We start from the raw sequence: 18,043 nt of genomic DNA, 5'->3' as shown, positions 1-18,043 counted from the left end.
CGCACGCACCGGACTACCCCGCTCACCCCCGCCGACAGCGCACCGCCGACATCCTGCGACCTGATCCAAACGACAGACCCTGGATGGCTCACGTGGGCCGCTGGAGCACCGTCAGGCTCCGGCCCGTCAGGGTCAGGCACTCCCCGGCCCGCACCTTCGGCCCCGTGCCCGGCGGTACCCCCTCTGGACGCGCGGTGTCGACCACGACCTGCCACTGCCTCCCGTGGTCGGCCGGGACCAGGAATTCCAGGGCCTTGGGCGACGCGTTGAACATCAGCAGGAAGGAGTCGTCCCCGATGCGCTCCCCGCGCGGGCCGGGCTCGGAGATCGCGTTGCCGTTGAGGAACACCGTGAGCGCCGACGCCTGCGCCGAGTCCCAGTCCCGCTGCACCATCTCCTTGCCCTCCGGGGTGAACCAGGCGATGTCGGACAGCTCGTCGTGCGTGCCCTCCACCGGCCGCCCGTGGAAGAAGCGGCGCCTGCGGAAGACCGGGTGGTCGCGGCGCAGCCGGACCATCGCCCGGGTGAAGTCGAGGAGTTCGCCGGCCGCCTCCCCGCGCTGCGGCCAAGGAAGCCAGGAGATCTCGTTGTCCTGGCAGTACGCGTTGTTGTTGCCCCGCTGTGTGCGCGCGAACTCGTCCCCGTGGCTGATCATGGGGACGCCCTGGGAGAGCATCAGCGTCGCGACGAAGTTCCGCATCTGCCGGGCCCGCAGCGCCAGCACGTCCGGGTCGTCGCTCTCGCCCTCCGCGCCGCAGTTCCACGACCGGTTGTGCCCCTCGCCGTCCCGCCCGTCCTCGCCGTTGGCGTCGTTGTGCTTGCCGTTGTACGACACCAGGTCGTGCAGGGTGAACCCGTCGTGGCAGGTCACGAAGTTGATCGAGGCCAGCGGGCGGCGCCCGTCGTCCTGGTACAGGTCGGAGGAGCCGGTCAGCCGGGACGCGAACTCCGCGAGCGCGCGCGGCTCACCCCGCCACAGGTCCCGTACCGTGTCGCGGTACTTGCCGTTCCACTCGGTCCACAGCGGCGGGAAGTTGCCCACCTGGTAGCCGCCCTCGCCCACGTCCCACGGCTCGGCGATCAGCTTCACCTGGGAGACCACCGGGTCCTGCTGCACCAGGTCGAAGAACGACGACAGCCGGTCCACCTCGTGGAACTGTCGGGCCAGGGTGGCCGCGAGGTCGAACCGGAAGCCGTCTACGTGCATTTCGGTGACCCAGTAGCGCAACGAGTCCATGATCAGCTGAAGGACGTGCGGGGACCGCATCAGCAGCGAGTTGCCGGTGCCCGTGGTGTCCATGTAGTAGCGCGGGTCGTCGGTGAGCCGGTAGTACGACGGATTGTCCAGCCCGCGGAACGACAGGGTCGGGCCCAGGTGGTTGCCCTCGGCGGTGTGGTTGTAGACCACGTCCAGGATCACCTCGATCCCGGCCTCGTGCAGCGCCCGCACCGCCGACTTGAACTCCAGCACCTGCTGTCCGCGGTCGCCCCAGGAGGCGTAGGCGTTGTGCGGGGCGAAGAAGCCGATGGTGTTGTAACCCCAGTAGTTGTTCAGGCCCATGTCGACCAGCCGGTGGTCGTTGACGAACTGGTGAACCGGCATCAGTTCCAGCGCGGTGACGCCCAGTTCGGTCAGATGCTCGATCACCGCCGGATGCGCGAGCGCCGCGTAGCTGCCGCGCAGTTCCTCGGGCAGCGCCGGGTGGCGCATGGTGAGGCCCTTCACATGGGCCTCGTAGATCACGGTGTGGTGGTAGTCGGTGCGCGGCCGCCGGTCGTCGCCCCAGTCGAAGTACGGGTTCACCACGACCGACGTCATGGTGTGCGGCGCCGAGTCCAGGTCGTTGCGCCGTTCGGGTGCGCCGAAGTGGTAGCCGTAGACCTCCTCGCCCCACCGGACCGCCCCGCCGACCGCCTTCGCGTACGGGTCGAGCAGCAGCTTCGCCGAGTTGCAGCGTGCTCCGCGCCCGGGGTCGTACGGTCCGTGCACCCGGAACCCGTACCGCTGCCCCGGCATGACGCCCGGTAGGTACGCGTGCCGCACGAACGCGTCGCTCTCCCGCAGTTCCACCGCCGTCTCCGAGCCGTCGTCGTGCAGCAGACACAGCTCTACTCGGTCCGCGGCCTCCGTGAAGACCGCGAAGTTGGTCCCGGCGCCGTCGTACGTCGCGCCGAGCGGATACGCCTCTCCAGGCCAGACCTGCATGGCAATGACCCTTCCAGGTGTCCCGGGTTCCTGGGGAAGACTGCCCAGGATCTCCCCGAAAGTAAGGGAACCGCCTGTGACTTACGTCCCTCTTACCCGGTGACCAGTGCATCCAGCGCCCCGCGTGGACGCTGATGCCGAACCAGTGGGGAAGACACGTACTCCAGAGGGCCGCAGGACCGAGCGGTGCCAGGGGGGTAGGGGGAAGATGTGCGCAAGATAGTGCACCGCCACCTCGGGAAGGTGGTGGCCGGTGCGGCCGTCGCGGTGGCAGGGACCGCCGTGATGGTCGGAGTCACCCTGCCGGGAACGGCGGGGGCCGACGACTCGGGAAGCGGCGGCCGGTCCGCACAGCAGGCGGCACCGGGGCAGGGCACGGTGGCCGCGCCCGGTGTGGTCGAGCGGGCACCCGCGGAAGGACAGAAGGGCAAGGGCCGCGACCCGTTGACCGACGACGAGGTCAAGCGGGTCGAACGGATCGCGGCGGGCGGACAGCCGCTGCGCTCCGCCGAGAACGTCGCGGGCAGCCGCGGTCCGCAGCGGCTCAGCGTCGACCTCGCCGAACCGGAGGCGGACGAACTCGACGACCCGGCCGCGCCCCGCCGCGCGGACGTGACGTTCTACGACTACAACAGCGACGCTCTTGTCACCAGGACCGTCGACCTCGACTCGGGCAAGGTCGTGCAGACCGGAACCCAGCACGGGGTGCAGCCGCCGCTCAGCCGTGCCGAGAACGCCGAGGCGGCCCGGCTGCTGATCGCCGACCCGCTCGGCGCGGGCCTCAAGGCCGACTACAAGGACGCCACCGGCCGGCAGCTGACCTCGCCGGACCAACTGCTCTTCAACGGCGCTGTGTACCGGGCCACTCCGGGCGCCCAGCCCGCCGTGCTCGACAAGTGCGGCGAACACCGTTGCGTGCGGCTTTTCCCGAAGGTCAAGAACGGGCCCTGGATCGACGCCAGGTCGCTGATCATCGACCTGAGCGCCCGCAAGGTCGCGCAGCTCAAACGCGGTTGAGCCAGGCTTTGTTATCCGTTCGTCCTTCCAACACGTACCTCCTTCAAAGGAGTCACTTCGTCATGCGCGTGATCAGATACAGCCATGCCCGCAAGCGGGCGGCCGTCGGCCTCACGGTTGCCGCGCTGGCCGCCGGCGCGACGACCGGCGCGGGCCCGGCCGTCGCACAGCCGCGGACCGCGGCGGCGGCCGCCGCCGACTGCAGCGCCGCCTACCGGATCGAGCAGAAGCTCTCCACCGGCACCACCTGGCGGATGTGCTGGCGCTACGACAGCAAGGCCGGCCTGGTGCTGGAGAACATCTCCTACCAGCCCAAGGGCGAGAGCGCCCCGATCAAGGTCCTCAACAGCGGCCGGCTCGCCCAGATCGACGTCCCCTACGACGACGGAAGCGTCGAGTACGACGACCTGACCGGCTTCGGCTTCGCGCAGGGCCTGGTCAACCTGGATCCGGGCGAGTGCCCCGGCGGCACCATCAAGACCGTCAAGGTCCCGGACGCCTGGGATTCGGAGCACCCGAACGTCAACGGCCTGTGCACCACGACCCGTTCGCGCGGACACGCCTACCGCATGCAGGGCGACACCGCGAACAAGGTCTTCCAGACCCAGGGCAAGGACCTCCTTGTCTACACGGTCAACAAGGTCGGCTGGTACGAGTACATGACCGAGTGGCGCTTCCAGGACGACGGCACCGTCAACATGAACGTCGGCGCCACCGGCAGCCTCTCCTACGGGGACTACGACGCCGGTGACGGCCGCGGCTGGCCCATCGGCAAGGGTGCCAAGGCCTTCGCCACCAGCCACAGCCACAACGTCTTCTGGCGGCTGGACTTCGGCCTCGACGGTTCCTCCAAGACCAAGGTCGAGCAGTACGACTCGAAGGTCACCGCACCGGCCCGCGGCCAGGCGGCACCGACCAACAAGACCACCCGCACCAAGATCACCAAGGAGCTCTCGGGCGACTACCAGACCTACCGCTGGTGGCGGATGGTCAGCGAGAAGGGCAAGAACAAGGACGGCCACGCCCGTTCCTACGAGGTCGTCCCCGGCCCCACCACCAGGTACCCGGGCCGCAGCTTCACCAAGCACGACGTGTACTTCACCGAGTACAACAAGTGCGAGCAGTTCGCCAGCAACAACCCCGGCAACTGCGGGGCGCGCGCGGGCAAGTCCGTCGACACCTGGGTCAACGGCCAGACGCTCACGCACCCGGTGGTGTGGGTGAACGTCGGCTTCCACCACATCGCCCGGGACGAGGACCAGCAGCCCATGCCGGTCCACTGGCAGGGATTCTCCATAGCCCCGCGCGACGTCACGGCCATGAACCCGCTCACTCCGGACCCGCTCGCCGCGCAGAACGGCCACTGGCAGCCGACCAGTTGAGGTAGTTGAGCAACGACCCTGTCCATCCGGCTGCACCGCCGACCGCTCCCGGAGTACCCTTCCTTGATCGTTGGCATGGGGAGAGCTCGGGGGAGCGGAAGGCGGTGCACGGGTGGGCTCGGGAGGGCTGGAGCTGTCCCCCGGTGACGAGGGTCACGAGGGGAACTCCGCAGAGGTCCCGCCCGGCGCGGTGTCCCTGGCGCGCCCGATGGACGCCGGTGCCATCGGGCCGGAGCTGGACTGGGACGCCGACGCCTGGCTGGAGGTGCGCACCCGCGCCCAGCGGGCCGGCCGGGCCTACATCTGGCTGAACCTCGTCGAACAGCGGCTGCGCGCGGTCGTGGCCGCCGTACTTCGCCCGGTCTACGAACCCGTGCACGGCGGCGACTGGGTGGTCGCCGCGGCCGGACCCGCCGGGCAGGAATGGGTGCAGCGCGCCGTCGCCGTACGCGAGGTCAGCCGCCGCAAGGGCTACCTGCTGGACCCGGCCGACGACAACGTGCTGAGCTTCCTCACGCTGCCCCAGCTGCGCGAGCTGATGGTGCAGCACTGGCCCTGCTTCGAACCGTACTTCGACGAGCGCAGGGACCTCGAACTCGCCCTGGACGAGCTGGAAGTCACCCGTAACGTCGTGTCCCGCAACCGGGCCCTGTCCGAGGCGGTCCTCAACCAGGCCGAACGTGCCTCCGCCCGGCTCCTCGAGATGCTGGGCACGGGCCGGGACGTGCCGTCCGCGCGCCGGATGCCCGTCGACGCCGTGGAGAACCTGGTCGGCGACCGGTACGCGGACGTGGTCGCCGTGCACCCCGACCGGGTGCGGCTGCTGCGCCAGTTCCCCGCCGAGGACATCTTCGGTGGCGCCCGCCGCCTCGACGCCATCGGCATCGGCCTCAACCTGCTCGTGCAGAACTTCTCCGGACGGCGCCTGGTGCGCCTGGCCGAGTCCGGCTGCCGGGTGCGGCTGCTGTTCCTCAACCCCGCCTCCAGCGCGATCAAGCGCCGCGAGCGCGAACTCGGCATGAAACGGGGCGAGCTGGCCCGGTCCGTCGAGATGAACATCCTGCACATGCGCCGGGTGCGGTCCCGGCTGCGCGATCCGGGCGCCTTCGAGATCCAGGTGTACGACGAGACACCGCGCTTCACCGCCTACCTCGTGGACGGTGACGGCGCGGACGGCGTCGCCGTGGTGCAGTCGTATCTGCGCGGCTCGCGGGGGATGGAGGTTCCGGTGCTGGTGCTGCGCAACGGAAGCCACGTGGTCAAGCCGGGTGATGTACGCGAAGGGGTGGAAGGCGGCCTCTTCGCGACATACCGCGAGGAATTCGAGCTGAACTGGTCCGATTCGCGACCCGTGTCCTGAACCGTCCCGCCCCGCAGGCGCAACGCGGTCCCCGGATTGTCAGTGGCCCGTGCGAGGGTGAAGACCACAGGGGGAACGCACCACCGAGAAGGGGGGCCGCCATGGGCTGGCACCAGGAGCTGCTGATCGGCTTCGACCTGGAGACGACCGGGACCGATCCGCGCGAGGCGCGCATCGTGACGGGCGCCGTGATCGAGGTCAGGGCCGGAGTGCCCATGGGGCGCCGGGAGTGGCTGGCGGACCCGGGCGTGCCGATCCCGGCCGACGCGGTCGCGGTGCACGGCATCAGCAACGAACGGGCGACCGCCGAGGGCCACCCGGCCGACCAGGTCGCCGACGCCATCGCCGAGGTCCTCACGTCCTACTGGAAGGCGGGCGTCCCCGTTGTCGCGTACAACGCGGCCTTCGACCTCACCCTGCTCTCCGCCGAACTGCGGCGGTACGGACTGCCGTCGCTGGCCGACCGTCTGGGCGGCGCCGACCCGGCCCCGGTCCTCGACCCCTACACCATCGACCGATGGGTGGACCGCTACCGCAGGGGCAAGCGCAACCTCGAAGCGGTCTGCGCGGAGTACGGCACAGTCCTCGACTCCGCCCACGACGCCTCGGCCGACGCCCTGGCCGCGGCTCGTCTGGCCTGTGCGATAGCCGACCGCCACCCCAAGATCGCGGCCCTCGGCCCGGCGGAACTCCACCTCCGCCAGATCGACTGGTACGCGGGATGGGCGGCGGACTTCCAGGACTTCCTGCGGCGCAAGGGCGACACGGACGCGGTGGTCGACGGCACATGGCCGCTGCGCGAGCCGACGGGGATCAGCCCGGCGTAACCGCTTTCAGAGTTTCTGAGAGCCGTGCAGGGCCTCTCAGAAACTCGCGGAGCCGCTCAGCGCCGCTCAGTGCCGCTCAGAAGGCATGCCACCGCACCGTCTCGTCCCCGTCCCGCAGGGACTTCACCCGGCGCCGGAACTCGGCCAGCGCCCGGGGGTTGGCCGGAGCGTGCTGTGCGACCCATGCGCAGCTCGCCGTCTCGCGGGCGCCGCGCAGGACCGGGCAGCCCTCCCACTCGCGCACGTCCCAGCCGTATGCCTGGGTGAAGGCGTCGTAGTCCCCGGCGGGCAGGCCGTAGCGGTCGCGGGTCAGGGCCATCACCACCAGGTCGTGCTCGCGCAGGTCCGCGGAGACGGTCTCCAGGTCGACCAGGACCGGCCCCTCGGGGCCGACGTGCACATTGCGGGGCAGCGCGTCACCGTGGATCGGCCCCCGCGGCAGATGCGGCGTCAGGGCGGCCGCGGCCGCCGCGAAACCGTCCCGGCGCTCGCGCAGATACGCCGCGTCGGCCGGGTCGACGGCGTCGCCCGCGAGCCGCAGCCAGCGCTCCACACCGCCCAGCAGATCGCGGGGCGGCAGGGGGAAGGAGGGCGGGAGGAGCGCGTGCAGGAGGCGGAGCAGCCCGGCCAGGTCTTGTGGCTCGGCGGGCCGTACCGGATCGGGCAGCCGGTGCCACACGGTCACCGGATGCCCCTCCACGAGCAGCGCCTCCGGCCCGGCCGCCCGCACCGCGGGCACACCGGCGTCCGCGAGCCACCCGGCGATCTCCAGCTCGCGCCGGGCCCGGTCCAGGAGCTCGGCGTCCCGGCCCACCTTGACGACCAGGTCACCGGCGGCGAACACGGCGTTCTCCCCGAGAGCGAGGAGCCGTGCGCCCCGCGCCGGACCCGGCAGCACCCCCGCCCGGTGCAGCACGTCCCGTGCCCCTGCCTCGTCCATCCCATGCCTCCGTCCCGATCTGCGGCGGCCAGTCTCGCACTGACGCGCGCGGGCAACGGGCGAGGGCCCGCCGGCCCCCTCGGGAGGAGACCGACGAGCCCTCGTGTCAGGCAAGTTCAGACGGGTTCGGCGGAACCGGGCAGGTCTAGACCCGCACCGGCTCGTTCTCGTCCAGTGCCGAGGGGGCCACCGGCTCCGGCGACTCGTCGTGGGTCAGGTCGGGCATCCGGTTCAGCCACTTCGGCAGGTACCAGTTGCGCTCGCCGAGCAGCGCCATCACGGCGGGCAGCAGCACACCGCGGATGATCGTCGCGTCGATGAGGACCGCGGCCGCGAGGCCCACGCCCATCTGCTTCATGGACTGCATAGACAGCGTTCCGAAGATCGCGAACACGGCGACCATGATGACCGCGGCGCTGGTGACGACACCCGCCGTGGTGACCACACCGTGCTGGATCGCGTCCTTCGTCGAGCGGCCGCGCTGCCGCGCCTCCCGGATCCGGGAGACCACGAACACGTGGTAGTCCATGGAGAGACCGAACAGGATCACGAAGAGGAACAGCGGCAGCCAGGTCACGATGGCGCCGACGCCCTCCGCGCCCACCAGCGAGGCACCCCAGCCGTGCTGGAACACGGCCACGAGGATGCCGTAGGCCGCGCCCACCGACAGCAGGTTGAGCACGATCGAGGTGATCGCGATGGTCAGCGAGCGGAAGGACAGCAGCATCAGCAGGAAGGCGAAGACGACCACGAACGCGAAGACCGGGACGACCGAGCCGACGATCTGGTCGTTGAAGTCGTGGTTGCCCGCGACCTGACCGGTGACCGGCGCCTCCACGCCCTCGACCTTGCCGAGCGTGGCGGGCCGCACCTCGTCGCGCAGCTTCTCCAGGCTCTTGGTGGCCTTGCCCAGGTCCGAGCCGCCGACCAGCGGCACGGACACCAGCGCGACGTTCTGCGCCTGGCGCACCTTGATGTCGACCGGCCCCTGCGAGGCGCCCGAGGAGATCGCCTGCTTCTTGAAGTCGGCCAGCGCCTGCCGCACCTCGGGCGCGTTGATGTCCTTCGCCCTGACGACCACCGAGGCGGGCTCGGAACCGCCCGGGAAGGCGTCGTTGACCCGGTCGTAGGTCTGCACGATCGGCAGCGAGCCGCCGAACTCCTGGTCCAGCGTGAGCTGTGAGGTCTTCATGCCCAGCGCGGGTGCGGTGACGGCGAGCAGCGCGCCCGCCGCGACGAGGACCGAGACCAGGGGCTTGGCGAGCACACCGCGCAGGACAGCGGTCCAGAACCGGCTCTCCGTGCCACCGGTGCCACCCGTACTGCGCCGACGGCGGCCCAGGAACGGGAGGCGGCCCTTCTCGACGCGCTCGCCCAGCAGGGACAGCATCGCGGGCAGCACGGTCACGGAGCCGATCATGGCGACCGCCACGACCATCAGCGAGGACAGGCCCATCGCCTCGAACATGGGGAGCCCGGTGAACATCATGCCCGCCATCGCCACGCACACGGTGATACCGGAGACGATGATCGCGCGCCCGCTGGTGGCGGCGGCGATCCGCAGCGCGGTCCCGGCGTCCCGCCCGGCCTCACGCTCCTCGCGCTCCCGGCGCAGGTAGAACAGGCAGTAGTCGACGCCGACCGCCATGCCGACCAGCAGCATCACGGAGTTCGCGGTGTCGCTCATCGGCTGGAGGTGGCTGACGATGCCCATCAGGCCCATCGTCGCCATGATCGCGGTGATCGCCAGCGCCACCGGCAGCAGCGCGGCCACCAGCGCGCCGAAGGCGATGAGCAGAATGCCGAGCGCCACCGGCACGGCGGAGTACTCGGCCTGCTGGAAGTCGTCGCCGAACGCGTCCTTGTACTGCTTCTGCATGCTGGCGGCGCCGATCTCCTCGACGCGCAGCGACTCGTGGGCCTTCTGCACGCCCGCGACGGCCTTCAGCACCGGCTCGACCCGCTCTGAGGCGGTCTTCGCCTCACCGCGCATGTCGAAGCGGACCAGCGCGCTGCGGCCGTCCCGTGAGATGGTCTGGGCCGCGTACGGCGACACGACGCCGGTGACCTTCCCGGTGCCCTCGACCGCCTTGACCACGTCGGCGACGGCGGCCCGGAACACGGCGTCCGTGGCCCTGACGGAACCGTCCTTCGACTGGATCAGGACCGTCTCACCGGCCGGTTCCTTGATGCCGGCGTCGTCGATGATCTGCGCGGCGGTGTGCGTCTCGCCCTTGAGCTGGTCCGACTCGTCGACGTCGACCCGGCCGGCCGCGCCGCCGAGGCCCATGGACAGGACGACGAACAGCACCCAGATGCCGACGGCCGCCCAGCGGTGCCGGGCACTCCAGCCGCCGGCGCGGGCCGCCAGGCCCCTCACCCGCGTATCTCCGTTCCCCATGACGGGAATTCCCCCTTGTGTGCTGTGACGGCCCCCGCCGCAACGTCGTGGCCGTATGCGATTCGTTCGATTCGAAGGTATGGGGCGGATAAGGGCGTCTCGTCGTGCTGCCCGGTGAACCTCGGCGGCCGGTTCTCATAGCTGAGGAGGATGCCTGGCCCTTACATGTGTCGGTCCTTCTCGGGGGCGATGATCAGGGCTGTCCGTTCCGTCTTATTGCGAAACCCTGTTGAACAAGTCACAGGCGCGTGTAGTGGTTGATCCGCACCGCTGTCATCGGCGAGAGTTTCGACCGGGCCGGTCATCGGCCGGCGGCCGTCGTGCCCGCCCCCACGGGGCACGACGGCCGCCCTATGGTGGCTGGATGACGATGTATGCGGCACTGCTGCGCGGGATCAACGTGGGCGGCAGGAAGAAAGTCCCGATGGCCGAACTGCGCGGGCTGATCGAGGGCCTCGGACACGACCGCGTCCGCACCCATCTCCAGAGCGGCCAGGCCGTGTTCACCGCCCGCGACGGCGACGAGGAGTCGCTGGCCGCGGAGCTGGCGGCAGCCGTCGAGGAGCACTTCGGGTTCCCGGTCGACGTGATCGTGCGCGACCACGCCTACCTCAGGGCGGTGGCCGACTCCTGCCCCTTCCCGGCCGCCACGCTCGAGGCCCGGCAACTGCACGTCACGTACTTCTCCGCCCCCGTCGACGCCGACCGCTTCGCCTCGGTCGACCGGGCCGCCCACCTCCCCGAGGAGTTCCGCCTCGGCGACCGCGCCCTGTACCTGTACGCCCCCGACGGCCTCGGCCGCTCCAAGCTCGCGGAACTCCTCGCGCGGCCACGCTTCACCAAAGGTGTGATCGCCACGACCCGGAACTGGAACACGGTGGTCAGGCTGGTGGAGCTCACCGCCGGGGACGAGTGACGCGAGCGGCCGTCACGTCCGCCCAGGCGACCCGGGTGAGACCCGACCGGCCGACTGGTCGGGCCGACTGGTCGGCGTGGAACGGCACTTGGCGCACACCGGATCGGGCGGGGTGTGACACAAACACGGCCGCCGACGCTGTATCAAGAGGCCGGGTGGGTGCGCGATCCGACGTCACAGGGGAGCGCCGGAACGCGGGGCTGCCCGCCCGGCCCTCAGCCGGACTCGCCCCGCCGGCTCCCTCACGTCCTGGACCGCCCCGTCCCACCCAGCCCGGCGCACGGCGGCCGGCACCTGGCCGGCCTCCGCGAGCCGGTCGGCGGTCAGGCGCCCATGGCGGACAGCACCGGCACCCGTGCGGCGTCGTACCGCTCCAGCAGGAGCCGCGCGACCTCCGGTGCCGGGCCCAGCACCTCGGCCAGCACATCCGCCTGGGCGGCGCCCCGCGCGATGCGGTCCGGCAGGAAGCCGGGGGCCAGGACGTATGGCGCGACCGCCACCCGCCGGCAGCCCTGGGCCCGCAGTTCCCCTACCGCGTCCTCGGTGCGGGGCAGTGCGGCGGAGGCGAACGCGGGCCGCACGGCGCACCAACCGGTGCGCCGCCACTCCCGCGCGATTTCTGCGATCACCGCGATCGCCTCCGGGTCGGTGGACCCCGCCGAGGCCAGCACGACCCCGGTCGAGGACTTGTCGGCGGGCGTCAGCCCCGCCTCGTACAGCCGCCGTTCCAGCGCCGACAGCAGCAGCGGCGACGGACCGAGCACCTCCGCCTGCCGGATCCGCAGCCGGGACGGCGCGTCGTGCAGGACCGCCGGGATGTCCGCCTTCGCATGGAAGGCGCGGGTCAGCAGGAGGGGCAGGGCGACGACGTCACGTATGCCCTCCGCCGCCAGGGACTCCAGCACCCCCTGCACGGACGGGATGTTGAAGTCCAGGAAGCCGGTCTCCACGCGCAGCCCCGGCCGCAGAGTACGTACCCGCTCCACGAGGGCGTGCACGGTCGCGGCGTGCCGCGCGTCGCGGCTGCCGTGGGCGATGACGAGAAGGACCGGACGACGCATGGAACTCAGCCCTTCACCAGCAGGCCTCGGCTGCGCAGCACCCACCGCTCCAGCGGACTGAAGATCAGCAGGTCGATCGCGATGCCGACGAACAGGATCAGGAAGATGGCCTCGAACACCATGGACATGGAGCTGGCGTTGCGGCCGTTCTCCAGCAGCGCGCCCAGGCCGATGCCGAGGTCGGGGGAGGAGGCGATGATCTCGGCCGCCATCAGTGACCGCCAGGAGAACGCCCAGCCCTGCTTCAGGCCCGCGAGATAGCCCGGCAGTGAGGCGGGCAGCACGATGTGCCAGGCGCCCCGCAGCCCCGTCGCGCCCATCGTGCGGCCCGCCCGCAGGAACAGCGGCGGCACCTGGTCGATGCCGGAGACCAGGCCGTTGGCGATGGAGGGCACCGCGCCCAGCAGGATCACCGCGTACATCATCGAGTTGTCCAGGCCGAGCCAGATCACCGCGGGCGGCACCCAGGCCACGGACGGCAGCGACTGGAGGCCGGACAGGACCGGCCCGATGGCCGCGCGCAGGAACTTCACCCGGGCCACCAGCAGACCCAGCGGGGTGCCGATGGCCAGCGCGAACAGGAACCCCAGCAGACCGCGCGAGACGCTCGTCCAGATGTAGTCGAGCAGCTTGCCTTCCAGCCAGGCGTCCTTGAACTCCCCGCCCACGTCGGCGGGCGAGGGCAGCTTCGTCGGGTCGTCGACGATCCGGAACGAGATCAGCCCCTGCCACACGAGCAGTACCACCACGGTGGCCACGACCGGCGGCAGGACCTTGTCCACCAGCGTCCGCCGCAGCGGCGTCCGGCCGGTGACCCCGGTCTCCAGGGCGTCCAGGCCCGCCTCGACGCTGCCGGCGTCCGTGGCCGTCCTTGTGTCAGTGCTGGCCATGTCGGCGGATCTCCCCACGCAGGACTTCGGTGATCTCCAGGGACAGTTCGGCGACCGGCGCGTCCTCGATGCGCCGGGGCTGCGGGATGTCCACCCGCCACTCGCGGGCCACCCGCCCCGGCCGCGACGACAGCAGCACGACCCGCTGCGCGAGCCGCACCGCCTCGCGCACGTTGTGCGTGACGAACAGGACGGACAGTCCCGTTTCCCCCCAGATCCGGGTCAGTTCGTCGTGCAGCAGATCACGGGTGATCGCGTCGAGCGCCGCGAACGGCTCGTCCATCAGCAGCAGTTGGCTGTCCTGGGCGAGGGCGCGGGCCAGCGCCACGCGCTGGCGCATTCCGCCGGACAGTTCGTGCACCCGCTTGCCGTACGAGCCGGTCAGGCGGACGAGTTCGAGCAGTTCCTCGGCCCGGCCGCGCCGCTCGTTCTTCGGAACTCCCCGCAGCTTGAGGGCGAGTTCGATGTTCTTGCCCGCGGTCAGCCACGGGAACAGGGCGTGCTCCTGGAACATCAGGGCGGGCCGCCCGTGGGTCGTGATGCTGCCGGCGGAGGGCTCGTCGAGCCCCGCCACCAGGTTCAGCAGGGTCGATTTGCCGCAGCCCGAGGCCCCCAGGAGGGTGACGAACTCGCCGGGCGCGACATCGAGCGTGATGTCGTCCAGGACGAGCTGCTGTCCGGCCGGTCCGGCGAAGGACTTCGAGACGTGCTCCATGCGGGCGGCGTGCTCGACTGCCTCGGCGCTGTCGGCCTTGGCGAGGGCGGTTGCCATGGTCGTCACCTCCTGGGAACTCGGGATCCGGGACTTACTTCGCGCCGAGACCGGCGTCGTCGACCTTGGCTCCGCCCTCGGCCGCGAGGACCTTGTTCAGCAGCGTGAGGTCGTAGATGCCGTCCAGCTTCGGGTTCTCCAGCAGGCCCGCCTTGACCGCGTGCTGCGCCTCGGTGTTGAGCGTGGCGGCCAGCGGGTCGTCGGTGACCTGGATGGACTTCCACGCCGGGTCCAGGACCTCGGCGGGCAGCTCCTTGCCGGAGTCGACGCCCAGCTGCTTGTTCGCCGCGGCCTTCGCCTGGTCCGGGTTGGCGTTGATCCACTTGTTGGTCTCGAACGACGCCCGCAGCACCGCCTCGACGGCCTTCGGGTGTTCCTTGAGGAACTTCTGCGACACGATGATGTTCGTGATCACGAACTTCTTGTCCGGCCACAGCGTCGACTCGTCGAGCAGCACCTTGCCGCCCTCGGCGACCAGCTTGGACGCGGTCGGCTCCGGCACCCAGGCACCGTCGATGGAACCGGACTTGTAGGCGTCGGGGGTCACCTTGTTGTCGGTGCGGACCACCGACACATCGCCCTTGCCGCTCTCCGCGTCGACCTTCCAGCCCTGTTCGGCCGCCCAGTTGAGGAACGCCACGTCCTGGGTGTTGCCGAGCTGCGGGGTCGCGATCTTCTTGCCCTTGACGTCCTTCAGGGACTTGATCTTCTTCGGGTTGACGACCAGCTTCACCCCGCCCGACGCCGAACCGCCGATGATGCGCAGGCTCTTGCCGTCCGACTTGGTGTAGCCGTTGACGGCGGGGGAGGGGCCGATCCAGCCGATGTCGATGGAGCCCGAGTTGAGGGCCTCGATCTCGGACGGCCCCGCGTTGAAGATCTGGTACTTGGCCCGGGTGGCGCCGAGCTCCTTCTGGAAGAAGCCCTTCTGGTTGCCGACCAGCGCGGTGGCGTGGGTGAGGTTGCCGAAGTAGCCGATCTTGACGGAGTCGAGGCCGTCGATCTTCTTGGCCCCGGCGGCGACCTTCTGGTCGGCCGGGTCGTCCTTGGCCTCGGAGCCGTAGCTGCACGCGGCGAGAGCGAGCAGGGGCAGAGCGACGACGGCGGCGATGCCGCGGCGCGTGAAGGTGCTACGGGTGGGTCGGTTGGCAGGCACGGGAGGCTTTCCTCTCGTTGGCCCGGCGGTCACGGTCTTTCAGGTCGTGGCCGGGAGGTCGGCAGGTCTTCGTCGTCGCTTCCGGGACGTCGTCACCGGGTGGGGGGACAGGGCGCGCAGGCAGTGCGCGTACGTCAGCGCACACATCGGGCCACCCCGCCCTGCCCGCTGCCGAGGGCGCCGCTGCCGACGCGGCCGCCCTCCTTCGCGAACATCGAGTAGAAGTCGTTCATCGTCATGGTCAGAAGTCCCAACCGTCTTCGTCCGCCTGGTTCTTGACCGGTTCCGGAGCCGCGAACGACTCGCCGACCATGCCCGCGGTGAGTGTGGTGCCGTCGCTCGGGTCGATCAGGATGAACGAGCCGGTGCGGCGCGAGTCGGCGTAGGCGTCGACCGGCAGCGGCTCGGCGGTGCGGATCTTCACCCGGCCGATGTCGTTGGCGGCGAGCAGCCCCGGGTGCGGATGCAGGGACAGCTCGTCCAGCGTCAGCCGGGAGGGGATGTCCTTGACGATGGCCTTGACCGTGCGGGTGCCGTGCTTGAGCAGCACCCGGTGCCCGACGGTCAGCGGCTGGTCGGCGACATGGCAGACGGTGGCCTCGATGTCCTGGGTGGTCGCCGGGGCGTCCGCGGTGGGCACGATCAGGTCACCGCGGGAGACGTCGATGTCGTCGGCCAGCAGCACGGTCACCGACTGGGTGGTCCAGGCCACGTCGACCGGCTTGCCGAGCAGGTCGATGCCGGAGATGGTGGTCGTGCGGCCGGACGGCAGCACCGTCACCGGATCGCCCACCCGGAAGGAGCCGGCGGCGATCTGGCCCGCGTAGCCCCGGTAGTCCGGGTGTTCGGCGGACTGCGGCCGGATCACGTACTGCACGGGCAGCCGGGTGTGGCAGTGCGCGAGGTCGTGGCTGACCGGCACGGTCTCCAGGTGCTCCAGCACCGTCGGGCCGCCGTACCAGTCCATGTTGGCGGACGCCTCCACCACGTTGTCGCCGCCCAGCGCCGAGATGGGGATCGCGGTGACCTGGGGGATGCCCAGGTTGGTCGCGTAGGCCGTGAACTCCTTGGCGATCGCCGCGAACACCGGCTCCGCGTAGTCGACCAGGTCCATCTTGTTGACCGCGAGCACCACGTGCGGGACCCGGAGCAGTGCGGCGATGGCCGCGTGCCGGCGGGTCTGCTCGACCACACCGTTGCGGGCGTCGACCAGGATCACCGTCAGCTCGGCGGTGGAGGCGCCGGTGACCATGTTCCGGGTGTACTGCACATGGCCGGGGGTGTCGGCGAGGATGAACCGGCGGCGGGGGGTGGCGAAGTAGCGGTAGGCCACGTCGATGGTGATGCCCTGCTCGCGTTCGGCGCGCAGGCCGTCGGTGAGCAGCGCGAGGTCCGGGGCGCCCTGGCCGCGGCTCGCGGACGCCCGCTCCACGGCCTCCAGTTGGTCGACCAGCACCGACTTGGAGTCGTGCAGCAGCCGCCCGACGAGGGTGGACTTGCCGTCGTCGACCGAACCGGCGGTGGCGAAACGCAGCAGCGTGGTGGCCGAGAGTTCCTCGGTCGTCGTTGTCATGGTTAGAAGTACCCCTCGCGCTTGCGGTCTTCCATCGCGGCCTCGGAGAGCTTGTCGTCGGCGCGGGTGGCGCCGCGTTCGGTGAGCCGGGAGGCGGCGATCTCGGCGATCACCTTCTCGATGGTGTCGGCTCCGGAGTCGACGGCACCGGTGCAGGACATGTCGCCGACGGTCCGGTAGCGGACCTGCCGCTTCTCGACCGTCTCGCCCTCCCCGGGGCCGCCCCACTCGCCGGCCGTCAGCCACATGCCGGCGCGCTGGAACACCTCACGCTCGTGCGCGTAGTAGATGTCGGGCAGTTCGATGCCCTCGCGGGCGATGTACTGCCACACGTCCAGCTCGGTCCAGTTGCTGAGCGGGAAGACCCGCACATGCTCGCCGGGGGCGTGGCGCCCGTTGTAGAGGTTCCACAGCTCGGGGCGCTGACGGCGCGGGTCCCACTGGGAGAACTCGTCCCGCAGCGAGAACACGCGTTCCTTGGCGCGGGCCTTCTCCTCGTCGCGGCGGCCGCCGCCGAAGACCGCGTCGAACCGTTCGGAGCGGATCTTCTCCGTCAGGGGAAGGGTCTGCAGGGGGTTGCGGGTGCCGTCGGGACGCTCCTTGAGCACGCCGCGGTCGATGTAGTCCTGCACGGAGGCGACGTGGAGGCGCAGCCCGTGGGCGGCGACCGCACGGTCCCGGTACTGGAGGACCTCGGGGAAGTTGTGTCCGGTGTCGACGTGCAGCAGCGAGAAGGGGATCGCGGCCGGCGCGAACGCCTTCAGCGCGAGGTGGAGCATGACGATGGAGTCCTTGCCGCCGGAGAACAGGATCACCGGCCGCTCGAACTCGCCCGCCACCTCGCGGAAGATGTGCACCGCCTCGGACTCGAGCGCGTCCAGATGGGAGAGGGCGTACGGGCTTTCCGTTCCCTCGTCGTCCCCGGTGACCTCGGTGACGGTCGTCATGCCAGTCCCCTCTCGCTGAGCAGCGCGAACACGGAAGCCGCGGACTCCCGCACGGTCTGGTGCTGCGACTCGATCCGCAGATCGGGCTTCTCCGGCTCCTCGTAGGGGTCGTCGACCCCGGTCAGCCCCGTCAGTTCGCCGGCGGCCTGCTGGGCGTACAGCCCCTTCACGTCCCGTACCGAGCACACCTCGACCGGGGTCGCCACATGGACCTCCAGGTACGGGGTGTCGTTCGCGTCGTGCCGGGCGCGCACCGCCGCACGGCTGTCGGCGTACGGCGCGATCACCGGGACCAGCACGACGACGCCGTTGCGGGCCAGGAGTTCGGCGACGAACCCGATGCGCTGCACGTTGGTGTACCGGTCCTCGCGGGAGAAGCCGAGGCCCGCCGAGATGAACTCGCGGATCTCGTCTCCGTCCAGCACCTCGACGCGTCGGCCCTCGGCGCGCAGTCGGCCGGCCAGCTCGAACGCGATGGTGGTCTTGCCGGCGCTCGGCAGACCGGTGAGCCAGACGGTGGCTCCGGTGGTCACGTGGTTCTCCTGCTTGTCGAGGGTGGGGGAGGGCTGCATGTCCGGGACGGTCCGACTGTCCG

Annotated in this window: 15 protein-coding genes; 5 read left to right on the top strand and 10 right to left on the bottom strand. The window is 70.6% G+C overall.

Features of this window, described 5'->3' with window-relative positions:
• Positions 1-88 precede the first annotated feature (88 nt).
• Positions 89-2,206, bottom strand: coding sequence for a glycogen debranching protein GlgX (gene glgX, locus ACIPK3_RS13475; protein WP_402569158.1), 2,118 nt, complete (start codon positions 2,204-2,206; stop codon positions 89-91).
• Positions 2,207-2,416: 210 nt separating this feature from the next.
• Here glgX and ACIPK3_RS13470 point away from each other — a divergent pair, with 210 nt between their 5' ends.
• The 4 genes from ACIPK3_RS13470 to ACIPK3_RS13455 all read left to right on the top strand — a co-directional run bounded on the left by ACIPK3_RS13470 (position 2,417) and on the right by ACIPK3_RS13455 (position 6,792).
• Positions 2,417-3,223 (top strand): Tat pathway signal sequence domain protein, encoded by an 807-nt coding sequence (locus ACIPK3_RS13470; RefSeq protein ID WP_402569156.1) that lies wholly within the window; start codon positions 2,417-2,419, stop codon positions 3,221-3,223.
• Between the two features lie 62 nt (positions 3,224-3,285).
• A complete protein-coding gene (locus ACIPK3_RS13465; protein WP_402569154.1) occupies positions 3,286-4,605 on the top strand; it encodes a copper amine oxidase in 1,320 nt (439 codons plus the stop codon).
• A gap of 112 nt (positions 4,606-4,717) precedes the next feature.
• Entirely contained in the window at positions 4,718-5,965 is a 1,248-nt protein-coding gene (locus ACIPK3_RS13460) for an SAV2148 family HEPN domain-containing protein (RefSeq protein WP_402569152.1), read from the top strand.
• A gap of 101 nt (positions 5,966-6,066) precedes the next feature.
• Entirely contained in the window at positions 6,067-6,792 is a 726-nt protein-coding gene (locus tag ACIPK3_RS13455; protein ID WP_402569150.1) for a 3'-5' exonuclease, read from the top strand.
• A 76-nt stretch (positions 6,793-6,868) separates the two neighbouring features.
• Here the strand turns inward: ACIPK3_RS13455 and ACIPK3_RS13450 are convergent, their stop codons facing one another.
• On the bottom strand, positions 6,869-7,732 hold the full coding sequence (locus tag ACIPK3_RS13450) for a phosphotransferase (RefSeq protein WP_402569148.1): 864 nt from the start codon (positions 7,730-7,732) through the stop codon (positions 6,869-6,871).
• 145 nt (positions 7,733-7,877) lie between these two features.
• On the bottom strand, positions 7,878-10,133 hold the full coding sequence (locus ACIPK3_RS13445; protein WP_402569146.1) for an MMPL family transporter: 2,256 nt from the start codon (positions 10,131-10,133) through the stop codon (positions 7,878-7,880).
• A 364-nt stretch (positions 10,134-10,497) separates the two neighbouring features.
• Between ACIPK3_RS13445 and ACIPK3_RS13440 the strand changes: the two genes are divergently transcribed.
• A complete protein-coding gene (locus ACIPK3_RS13440; RefSeq protein ID WP_402569144.1) occupies positions 10,498-11,049 on the top strand; it encodes a DUF1697 domain-containing protein in 552 nt (183 codons plus the stop codon).
• A gap of 323 nt (positions 11,050-11,372) precedes the next feature.
• On the opposite strand, the gene ACIPK3_RS13435 is transcribed toward ACIPK3_RS13440, so the two are convergent.
• From ACIPK3_RS13435 to cysC, 7 genes are all read right to left on the bottom strand, one after another.
• Positions 11,373-12,110 carry a sirohydrochlorin chelatase gene (locus ACIPK3_RS13435; RefSeq protein ID WP_402569142.1) on the bottom strand — a complete coding sequence of 246 codons (738 nt, stop codon included), beginning with the start codon at positions 12,108-12,110 and terminating at the stop codon, positions 11,373-11,375.
• A 5-nt stretch (positions 12,111-12,115) separates the two neighbouring features.
• Entirely contained in the window at positions 12,116-13,000 is an 885-nt protein-coding gene (locus ACIPK3_RS13430) for an ABC transporter permease (protein ID WP_402569140.1), read from the bottom strand.
• The gene (locus ACIPK3_RS13425) at positions 12,987-13,772 is read right to left on the bottom strand and encodes an ABC transporter ATP-binding protein (RefSeq protein ID WP_402569138.1); all 786 of its coding nucleotides are present in this window, start codon (positions 13,770-13,772) and stop codon (positions 12,987-12,989) included. The genes ACIPK3_RS13430 and ACIPK3_RS13425 overlap by 14 nt, the downstream gene beginning before the upstream one ends.
• Before the next feature lie 34 nt (positions 13,773-13,806).
• Positions 13,807-14,928 (bottom strand): aliphatic sulfonate ABC transporter substrate-binding protein, encoded by a 1,122-nt coding sequence (locus ACIPK3_RS13420; RefSeq protein ID WP_402569136.1) that lies wholly within the window; start codon positions 14,926-14,928, stop codon positions 13,807-13,809.
• Between the two features lie 241 nt (positions 14,929-15,169).
• Positions 15,170-16,501 carry a sulfate adenylyltransferase subunit 1 gene (locus tag ACIPK3_RS13415; protein WP_402569134.1) on the bottom strand — a complete coding sequence of 444 codons (1,332 nt, stop codon included), beginning with the start codon at positions 16,499-16,501 and terminating at the stop codon, positions 15,170-15,172.
• Positions 16,502-16,503: 2 nt separating this feature from the next.
• Positions 16,504-17,448 (bottom strand): sulfate adenylyltransferase subunit CysD, encoded by a 945-nt coding sequence (gene cysD / locus ACIPK3_RS13410; RefSeq protein WP_402569132.1) that lies wholly within the window; start codon positions 17,446-17,448, stop codon positions 16,504-16,506.
• A complete protein-coding gene (gene cysC / locus ACIPK3_RS13405) occupies positions 17,445-17,981 on the bottom strand; it encodes an adenylyl-sulfate kinase (RefSeq protein WP_402569439.1) in 537 nt (178 codons plus the stop codon). The genes cysD and cysC overlap by 4 nt, the downstream gene beginning before the upstream one ends.
• Positions 17,982-18,043: the final 62 nt, after the last annotated feature.

Origin of the sequence: Streptomyces sp. NPDC086787 (assembly GCF_044745865.1) — a bacterium.
GTDB lineage: Bacteria > Actinomycetota > Actinomycetes > Streptomycetales > Streptomycetaceae > Streptomyces.
This window is presented reverse-complemented; position numbering and strand designations above follow the sequence as displayed.

Bases quoted from the DNA above. Each gene is read 5' to 3' on its own strand.
- glgX (WP_402569158.1), bottom strand. From the start codon at position 2,206: ATGCAGGTCTGGCCTGGAGAGGCGTATCCGCTCGGCGCGACGTACGAC.
- ACIPK3_RS13465 (WP_402569154.1), top strand. From the start codon at position 3,286: ATGCGCGTGATCAGATACAGCCATGCCCGCAAGCGGGCGGCCGTCGGC.
- ACIPK3_RS13455 (WP_402569150.1), top strand. From the start codon at position 6,067: ATGGGCTGGCACCAGGAGCTGCTGATCGGCTTCGACCTGGAGACGACC.
- ACIPK3_RS13450 (WP_402569148.1), bottom strand. From the start codon at position 7,732: ATGGACGAGGCAGGGGCACGGGACGTGCTGCACCGGGCGGGGGTGCTG.
- ACIPK3_RS13445 (WP_402569146.1), bottom strand. From the start codon at position 10,133: ATGGGGAACGGAGATACGCGGGTGAGGGGCCTGGCGGCCCGCGCCGGC.
- ACIPK3_RS13440 (WP_402569144.1), top strand. From the start codon at position 10,498: ATGACGATGTATGCGGCACTGCTGCGCGGGATCAACGTGGGCGGCAGG.
- ACIPK3_RS13435 (WP_402569142.1), bottom strand. From the start codon at position 12,110: ATGCGTCGTCCGGTCCTTCTCGTCATCGCCCACGGCAGCCGCGACGCG.
- ACIPK3_RS13430 (WP_402569140.1), bottom strand. From the start codon at position 13,000: ATGGCCAGCACTGACACAAGGACGGCCACGGACGCCGGCAGCGTCGAG.
- ACIPK3_RS13425 (WP_402569138.1), bottom strand. From the start codon at position 13,772: ATGGCAACCGCCCTCGCCAAGGCCGACAGCGCCGAGGCAGTCGAGCAC.
- ACIPK3_RS13415 (WP_402569134.1), bottom strand. From the start codon at position 16,501: ATGACAACGACGACCGAGGAACTCTCGGCCACCACGCTGCTGCGTTTC.
- cysD (WP_402569132.1), bottom strand. From the start codon at position 17,448: ATGACGACCGTCACCGAGGTCACCGGGGACGACGAGGGAACGGAAAGC.